Below are 8,611 nucleotides of genomic sequence, written 5' to 3' on the forward strand. Positions count from 1 at the left end.
TTATCGTGGTAACTGACCGAAGAGCTCAGGTAATTGCTCTTCGGCTGGTTTATTATTTGGCGTGAAACCAGTATGCCCCTCGCCGCCAAGCGTAGGGTAGCTTGGGTATTTCCACCAAAGCACGCCCCGGCACCAGTCTGTGGACCTGGCGAGCGCCTGTGTGACGATATGGTAGCACCGGAGCTGGGCTGAACCTGAGTAAGTTTGGCCGTCTCCGTCAAGGTGAGGCTGCTGCCAGGGGTTGGCGGTACTGGTGAAACCGATTTCTGTAAGGACCAAAGGGCGACCGAAGGTTTTGGAAACGGCCCGGGCCTTCTGAAGTATTTGCTCAAACCGTTCGGACAATTCAGCCTCTGATGGATTTTGGGCTTCACTCAGCGGGTAATAACAATTCAGCCCGATCAGGTCGAGCTCGTCCCAGAACGTCAGCCTTTCAAACTCAGGGCCCCAGTTGGCGGCATAGGTCAGTTGGCCGCTGTAAAGGGCCCGGACGGTTTGAATGACTTCCCGCCAGGCATCTGACCGGGCGATCGTTGCCTGCGCGAATTCCACGCCGACACAAAAAACGTCAGCTTCATAAACCTCCGCCATTAGCGCATAGTGCACAATCCAGCGGGTGTAGTGCCCGAAGAAGGCCTCCCAATCTGCTTCGTTGTCCATTTTTACATCGCCGGGCCAGTGGCCACCGCCCATCCATATTTGTGGCTTGAGGACGGTTTGCAAGCCCAGTTGACGGGCGTAGACAAGGTCGCGGATGACACTTTCATCGTTTTCAGTGCCCGCACGGCTCATGATGGACAGGGGTTGAGGTGCGTTGGGAGTGCGCATGTAGGAATAGGGGACGATCGCCACGGCATTAGCGCCCAGATTGAACTGCTCCTCCAGCATCCCGGCGGCGAGCTCAGAGCCGTAGCCGTTGTAAATGGCATAACCTTCGTGCGCGAAGTTGAAGCCTTTCAAGTAGGGGGCTGTGCCCGTCTCCCGGGGTTCGGGTATGATTGCATTTTCCAAAAGGTAGCCCCGCCAATCCCTCTCCATAGAAAGTAGTGCTGCCGCATCGGGCCGCCAGTTGGCATAGTTTTCCAGAAAAGCCGCTTTTCCCCATTGCTGCAACAGGAAGTCGCAAAAGGCGGCCGCCGTAAGCTGCCTGAGAAAGGGCGACTGATATTCGTCGGACCAGAATGCTTCCAACTCGGAAAGTGCGGGCAATAGCCCGGTATGGGCCAAACGGCGCTTCCAGTAGGTTATTCCCTGTTTCTGCCAATCTGGGTTAAACCTAAGCGCAAGCCCCGCTTCAAGTATTGGGAATTGAGGTGCCTCCAGTATTTTCCGGAGCAAGTATTGATTTTGAGGCCCCAGCCAGTAAGTCGCATAAATTGGATCCACGATGGCATCTACTCTGTTAGCATCGATGCTGACTTGTAGTGGGGACGTGTTATTCAGGGCCATTCCTTTGGCCTCCATGCCAGGGAAACCATGAACCGGGATGGGGCCCCCACTCCAACTTGTGCCGCAAAAAGCCAGAACAGCGGCTGCCTGTTGGTCGCAGGCCTGCGCAAATGACCGGAAACTTGCAATATTCGTACTATCGCCATGCCAGTGGTATTCGAAACAGGCGGCAGAAGGGGGTACCAAATCAGTTGAGGCGGCCTGAAATTGCTGTTCAGCCTCCGGCGTCCAATCTTTAGGATGGTACTTTCCACATCGGATGCGATAAGGGCCCTGGTAAACCTCATACTGCCAGCCTCCCCAGCCAAAAGCCGAAAAGCCTTCTCTTATTCGTTGGGCGAGAGCCTCCCTGAGCTGCCTTTCGTCACTTGCAGTAGCCAGGAACATCGGAAAGAACGGGTCGCGCGGGTTGGGGTAAAAAGAGAGGAACGCTACAGCGTCTTCCGGAACAGCTTGCCCATTGAGCAGTATGGATGGAGGCTGAAAGCGGATAGCCGGACGGAGCGGTGTATTACAAATCCAGGGGTTGTTTTCCGGGGTGCCGATCAGAAAAAGGCTGCCCTTCAGGTCTTCCGGTTTGGCTTGTTTCGCGTCTACCATGCGGACTTCAAAAGGGTCCAGTGCTGTGGAAAGCGTATTTAGAATAGAGTCCATGGAAGCCGGGTAGACTACTGTAATAGCTTTGGACTGCCAGAAATGCTGTCTCAGGGTATCCAGGTGTGGGAGGTTGGTAACGGAAGCTTTTGCGGCCACTTGCTTATGATCGGAGCAGTGCAAGCTTAGAGCTATAATAAGGCTACAGTACGCCAGGGCACTAAGTCGTTTCATACGTTGGTGTCGTTAGCAGGGCTGACCTCCCAAATGATCAGGCTACGATCATCGCTGGCGGAAATCAGGTAATTTTTATAAGGCGTCCAGAATAGGCGGTTTACGGAATTAAGGTGCCCTTTATCCCGAATGGTCTCCAGCACTTTGAGCAGTTCAAAAGATTTGGCGTCCCAGATTTTCAGAGTTTTATCCCGGCTACCGGTTGCGAACCAGCGCCCACAGGGACTGAACACGATGCTGTTGATTGTAAACCAATGGGCAGGCTTTTCATTCACACACTCAGGCGTACCGTTTAACTGCCAGACCTTCAGGTGAGCGTCTCGGCCACCGCTGAGCAGGTAAGCTCCATCAGGACGGTAGGCTAGCGAAAAGACAGAGTTGCTGTGGGCGTCCTTTATATGGTGGCGGATGGCAAGGGTCTGAGCGTCCAAAAGGTAAATACTATTATCGCTTGACCCTACTGCAATTTCTTTTTGATTTGGTGACACAGCAAGGCTCCTGAGGCTCTGATTGGAGAGTTGCATACTTTCCAGGGCCTTGCCCGTTGCCCGGTCCCATTTGGTCAGCATACCCTGTCCTCCTGCGGTGAGGATGTAGTCCCCCAGGGCTTCGATGGCGAAAACACCCTTTTGGTGATGAGCGATATTTCGGGTTTTCTCTGGGTTTTCGAGGTCTACCCAATGTACGCCCCCGTTCATATTGCCTGCAATCAGCATATTGCGTTCCGGAAGATGGAGAATAGAGAAGACCTGCGTTTCCACCTTTGCGATAAGCCTGCCATTTTCCGGCTCGTCTAAATTCCAGCGCACGATCCATCCGTCGCCGGCTCCGGAGAGGAAGGTATTTGGCGCCTGGTCTTCGCCCAGGGCAAAAACAGAGGCATTATGACCGGTGAGTTGAGCAATTTTTGCAACTTTAAGGCGAGGCATAGATCAGCTGGGTTTTGAATGAAAAAACAGAATATGTACTTTTTTTGTTGCTGTAGAGTCGATAAAGCACAGTTTATTAAAATATGCCCTTAAGTTTGCATCATGCTATTGAGCCGGTTGGTGAGATCGGCGTCTGGGATATCGAAGAACCCGAGGATTGGTTTCTGAGTCGTCTTGATTTGAAGGATCCGGAAGCTGCTCAATTACACAAGCTGAAAGGGCGCAGAAGGCTGGAATGGCTGGCTGCCCGTCAATTGGTCCATCAGATGTCGGGCAGGCGACAGCGGGTATTGTTCCAAAAAGATGAATACGGTAAGCCTCATTTAGAGGATTCTCCTTTTCAAATCTCCATCAGCCATTCTCATGACAAAGCTGCCGCAATTGCAGCCCCAGAGGTGGTAGGGATAGATATACAATATTGGGTGCCCAAGATAGAACGTTTGGCCAAGCGTTTCTTGAATGCCTCTGAATTAGACCACCTTGCCACAGACCCTGAGGAGCGCTTGTTTCAGTTGCACGTACTTTGGGGGGCTAAGGAGTCTTTGTACAAGGCTTATGGCCGCCGGCAGCTTGACTTCTGCCAGCATATGGCGATTGGGCCTATAGATGGCGAAGGCCGGGAAGGAAAGGTAAGGGGGCAGGTCAGCAAAGCGGCATATCAGCGGCAGTTTTCCATTACTTACCAGTCTGTTGGTTCGTATATTTTGGTTTATGCCATTGCCGAGCCACGAACAAGCCATTCAAAACCCTGACAGAAGGAAGGCACTGGCGTAATGTCGGCAAAAAAGGGGCTTGCTACCGTGCGTTTTCGCCTTAACCACTGCTGGCTCATTTGGTAAGCCCTCACCCCTAAGCGGCCGCTGTTCCCCACAGGTATCTCAAAAATAAGCTGTTCACCCTCGGGTATCAATGACACCACGTCCTGGCTGCTTCCACTGAAGTCAGGGCTGAGGACTTGGAAAAACTTGTATTTTTGCGTACATTTATTTCACATCTGCCTTTTATAAACATTTTCGACAGCCTGTTTATAAGCCCCCCTTTGAGTAATCTCGATAAACAAGAGCTACCCGCAGCACTTGAATGTGCGAAGTTGTTGCGGTGTTAGCGTTGTAAATTTCCCATGAACAGCGAGTTTGAAAAGGGCCTAATGCCCGCTTCAGGCTCTAAAAAAAAATGCTATTATGAGTATTAAGACACTCATAGCCGATGACCATCCTATCTTTCTGGAAGGCTTAAAGTGCCTACTTCGGCAAGAGGCATTTAGCTTTCTTGAAGTCGTTGATGTAGCGACCAATGGAGTTGAGGCCTATCAAAAAGTAAAGCAGCAAAATCCTGACCTGTTACTCATAGATATGAATATGCCGGAGATGGATGGCCCGGAGGTGATCAAACGCCTGAGAAAAGAAGGCACGGAGATACAAGTTTTAGTCCTGAGCATGTATGATCAGCCCCGGTTGGTCCGAACGGCGTTTAAGGCTGGCGCAGATGCTTACCTGCTCAAAAATAAGGCGCCGGGAGAGTTGAAAAAAGCCCTGTCAGCGCTCCAGAAAAAAGAAACCTATTTTGGGAATGGCGTATTCCTTAATGAGACTGGCCGTCGCAAACGATTCAAGGCTGCCGATGCCTCCTATGAGCGCTCAGATCAGTATGTCAATCAGCATCTGCTTACCAAAAGAGAGCTTGAAATCCTGAACCTGATTGCAGAAGCACTCAGCAATAAAGAAATCGGTAAACGGCTGTTCATTAGTGATCAAACGGTAGGGGTCCACAGAAAGAATATTATGCGTAAACTAGGGGTGACGAACACGGCAGGCTTGATCAAGGCGGCCCATGATCATGCATTGATTTGAGATTTACCCCATTTAGGGTATAAAAGTTTCTACCTAAAGTTTTATATTTGTATTCTAATAAATTGCATTTGAAACAAAGGACAAAAAATCCAAAAACTATTTTCCGCCATTAAAGAGTGTGGTATTTAGTTGGTTTTATGTTTTGTCTTTTTACATTTGTCTGAATAATACAAGACTCCCATGAATCAAGAGCATATCAGTAGTTCTACTGGTTTCCTTCTTTGTATTTCATGCCCAAACGAAAAGACAATTTCTTTCACGAAACATCTGACACACATAGATGTTACCAGACACTGAACAGCGCTTATGCCTTGGTTTACCAGGCGATAAGCTTTATTTGTTTAAGTAAGTTCCGCTGTAATGGTATTACGTTATCAGCGTTTCGATATTTAAGGTACGACGACCCCGTTTTAAAACAGACCTAAGCATTTGATGATACCTAGTTTAAATGTACAATGGTGCATTCTCAAGTATCGCACAATAATTTTTAACGACCTTTTTTAATCTAATTATTTCAAACAAATCGTGATCTTATGGAAAAAACGAAGTTTACATTCGTTTCTCCATCTCAGCTAGTAAGCGTACTTACGTTCGCACTGTTGACTTTCCTGGGCCTTCCACAGGCTTTTGCACAGGACTGTCCGGCACCATCGAACGTAGATGTAAGCTACAACTGTGATGGAGTAGTTGTATTGGACTGGGACATTACTGACCCAGATGGTCTGGTACAGACTTACACCGTTGACATCGAGAATGGCAACCAGCCGGTTGTCGACTTTGTCAACATGACCTCCACTGAGCTGACTATTGTTGCAGGTACCCTGACACCAGGCACGACCTACAACTACGCAATCACTGCGAACTGTGCAGCTTCCAATGTTTCATCTGCAACTGGCCAAATTGAAGGCGCGGACATTCAGAACCGCCAGCCTTCTATTGTTCTTGTAGATACAACAAACCCTTACTGTCCTGATGATGAAACCAGTGGTACTATCACTGTGGAAGTAGAGGATGATGGATGTGGAGCAACTTATGACATCTCTTTAGGCGGCACTACTTTCTTTGGCGTTCAAGCTGAACAGGAAGTAACGTTCACTGGTCTGACTGCAGCACCAGGCGGCACAACCTACACGGTTGGTCTTGATCTTGGTAATGCAGGCGGTTGCAACTACGACACAGACGAGACCGGCTGTGTTTCTTCTGTTGACTTAGATGTAACCCTTACTCCACAGGATAATGCAGCACCTGATCTTAATGTGACTGCAGCCGGTGGAATCGATCTGGGCTCAGGAGCAACGCTTACCTATACTCCGCCAGAGGGCGAGTGTGGCGTGCAGTTGCTTTGGTCTGTCTTTCCCTTTGACGACTGCGATAGCCCATCTGAAATTGACTTTGAAGTTACGATCGAAAATGATCTTGAGCCTGCGGTTAATCCTACTGCAAGCTTCACTCAGGATGTAGTTGATGCAGCTTATGCACTCAATATTTTTGCTGCTACTGGTACAAACACTATCACCATTAGTGCTACAGATGCCAACGGCAACAACACTACAATTGAGTTTGAAGTCGAAGTTATAGACGCACGTGCACCTGAAATTTATGGTCCTGGCGATATCAGCGTTGAAATTCCTGCTTGTCAGGATGGCGGCGTTCCGGTAAACTGGACTGTTTCTGCTGTTGACGATTGTGACCTTGACGTAGACCTGGTTATCGATGCTGGAAACACAGATCCTGCTATCACAGGTAGCGGCGGTGTACTCGGTGTGGGTACCTATGACGTAGCTTACACGGCTACTGACGACTACGGCAACAGCTCTAACTACAGCTTTGTAGTAGATGTAACTCAGGCTGCCAGCCCTGCTCCAATTGTAGACATTTCTGGCAATGGGCAGTTCTCAGTACCTGCTTGTGCTGATGATGTGTTGGCTACTTTCTCTGGCAATATCTATGATTGTGATATTGTAGATGGCGGTGTAGCACCAGGAGACATTCAAGTCAATGCAGTTGGTTTGACGGCTGGTGCTCAAGCTGAGCTCTTCGTGACTTTCGTTAATGCGCAGGAAGACTTTGCATACTTTGAGGTAACAGGTGTGATGACTCCAGGTGAATACATCGTTGTGTTCAGTTACCGTGATGTATCTGTCGACCATGGCGTAACTGTTGTACAGGATGCCAACCAGCCTGCAACAATTACTATGCCTGGCAACCTGAGCTTCCTTGAGCCTGCATGTACTGCTGGTGCTGATTTGAGCTTCCAGGTGCAGATCACAGATGATTGTGACTTTGACCTTTCTGGTGCTACTTTCACACTGAACGGTGCGGCTGCTCCAGCAATTGATGCGGGTGCATCTGATCCGGAAGCTGGTCTGTATGTATGGAATCTGTCTGGTATCCCAGCGGGCTCTTACACACTGGTTGCTACCTACGAAGACAACGATGGTGCAGTTTCAGAAGGCACGGCTACCTTCACGGTAACCGACCAGCCTGACAACGCTGCTCCGGTTATCGTATACCCATCTCAGAACTACAATATTGCACTTGACCCATGCGGTGACCCAGTGCATATGCTGGTGTTCAACGTATCTGCTATCGATAACTGCGATGGCGACGTTACTCCAGATGTTTCTGTTAGTGGCGCTGCTACCTTAGTAGCTGGCGCTGGCAACACATTCGTTCTTGCTGCTCCTGCTAACATGGGGCCATACACCGTGACGATCGAAGCGGAAGATGCAGCTGGTAACAGCCGCACGGAGACCTTCACTGTTAGCGTTACTCAGGAGGCTGCTCCTGTAGCAAATCTGGCATGTAATGACAATATCAATGTTACGCTTGATGACAACTGCTCTCGCGTAATTACCGCAGATATGGTACTCGAAGGCAACTTCGGCTGTGCCACTGAGGATGATTTCATAATTAACATCGTCAACGATGATGACCCATCTAACGGCAATATCCTTGACGGTCATGGTCAGTTCATCTATGAGATTACCACTGGAACCGGAGCGTTCGATGGTTTTGTAGGCGCTTTCGCGCCGTCGAACTGGAATGTTATCCAATTTGACCCAGCTGACCCGGCTGATGTTGACTTTACTCAGGACCAGCTGACCATTACTACTGGTGCTGATGACGGTGCAGTAGTTTCTATTGCTGCTCCTTTTGCAACTACAGTTACTTTCGATTATGCTTGGCAACAGGAAGCTATCTTTGTTGATGATATCATTATTATCGATGTAGATGGAACGATTCTATTGAATGTTGACTTTGACAACGATATCGTGAATACTGGTTCTGGCTCTATCAGCGAGGACATTCCAGCAGGTGCTCAAATTATCTTCACTGTTGAGGGTGACGGCTTCCAAACAAGTGGCAATGACTCCTTCTTGGAAGTTACAAACTTCACCTTTACCTCAACCGCAGACCTTGGCGCAGGCTTCGAGCCATGCTGGGGCTATGTTACCGGCGAAGACAAGACAGCACCAGTTGTTGATTGCCCAGACGACACAGACGTAGCGACAATCTCTGAGTCTGTACAGAAGATCCAGGGCGCCCTGGAGA

The 8,611-nt window shown here is 49.3% G+C and carries 5 protein-coding genes; 3 read left to right on the forward strand and 2 right to left on the reverse strand.

What is annotated here, in order from left to right:
- Entirely contained in the window at positions 1–2,277 is a 2,277-nt protein-coding gene (locus MRY86_RS19335) for a hypothetical protein (protein WP_293566852.1), read from the reverse strand.
- On the reverse strand, positions 2,274–3,206 hold the full coding sequence (locus MRY86_RS19340; RefSeq protein WP_293566853.1) for a WD40 repeat domain-containing protein: 933 nt from the start codon (positions 3,204–3,206) through the stop codon (positions 2,274–2,276). The genes MRY86_RS19335 and MRY86_RS19340 overlap by 4 nt, the downstream gene beginning before the upstream one ends.
- An 83-nt stretch (positions 3,207–3,289) precedes the next feature.
- Between MRY86_RS19340 and MRY86_RS19345 the strand changes: the two genes are divergently transcribed.
- From MRY86_RS19345 to MRY86_RS19355, 3 genes are all read left to right on the forward strand, one after another.
- Positions 3,290–3,958: a 4'-phosphopantetheinyl transferase family protein gene (locus tag MRY86_RS19345; protein ID WP_293566854.1), complete on the forward strand. Its 669-nt coding sequence runs from the start codon at positions 3,290–3,292 to the stop codon at positions 3,956–3,958.
- A 429-nt stretch (positions 3,959–4,387) separates the two neighbouring features.
- Positions 4,388–5,056, forward strand: a complete 669-nt coding sequence (locus tag MRY86_RS19350; protein ID WP_293571828.1) for a response regulator transcription factor — start codon at positions 4,388–4,390, stop codon at positions 5,054–5,056.
- A gap of 533 nt (positions 5,057–5,589) precedes the next feature.
- Positions 5,590–8,611: hypothetical protein (locus MRY86_RS19355; protein ID WP_293571829.1), on the forward strand; the 3,022-nt coding region annotated here is incomplete at its 3' end.

This window comes from Phaeodactylibacter sp., from assembly GCF_022763345.1.
In the GTDB taxonomy this organism is placed as follows: Bacteria; Bacteroidota; Bacteroidia; order Chitinophagales; family Saprospiraceae; genus Phaeodactylibacter.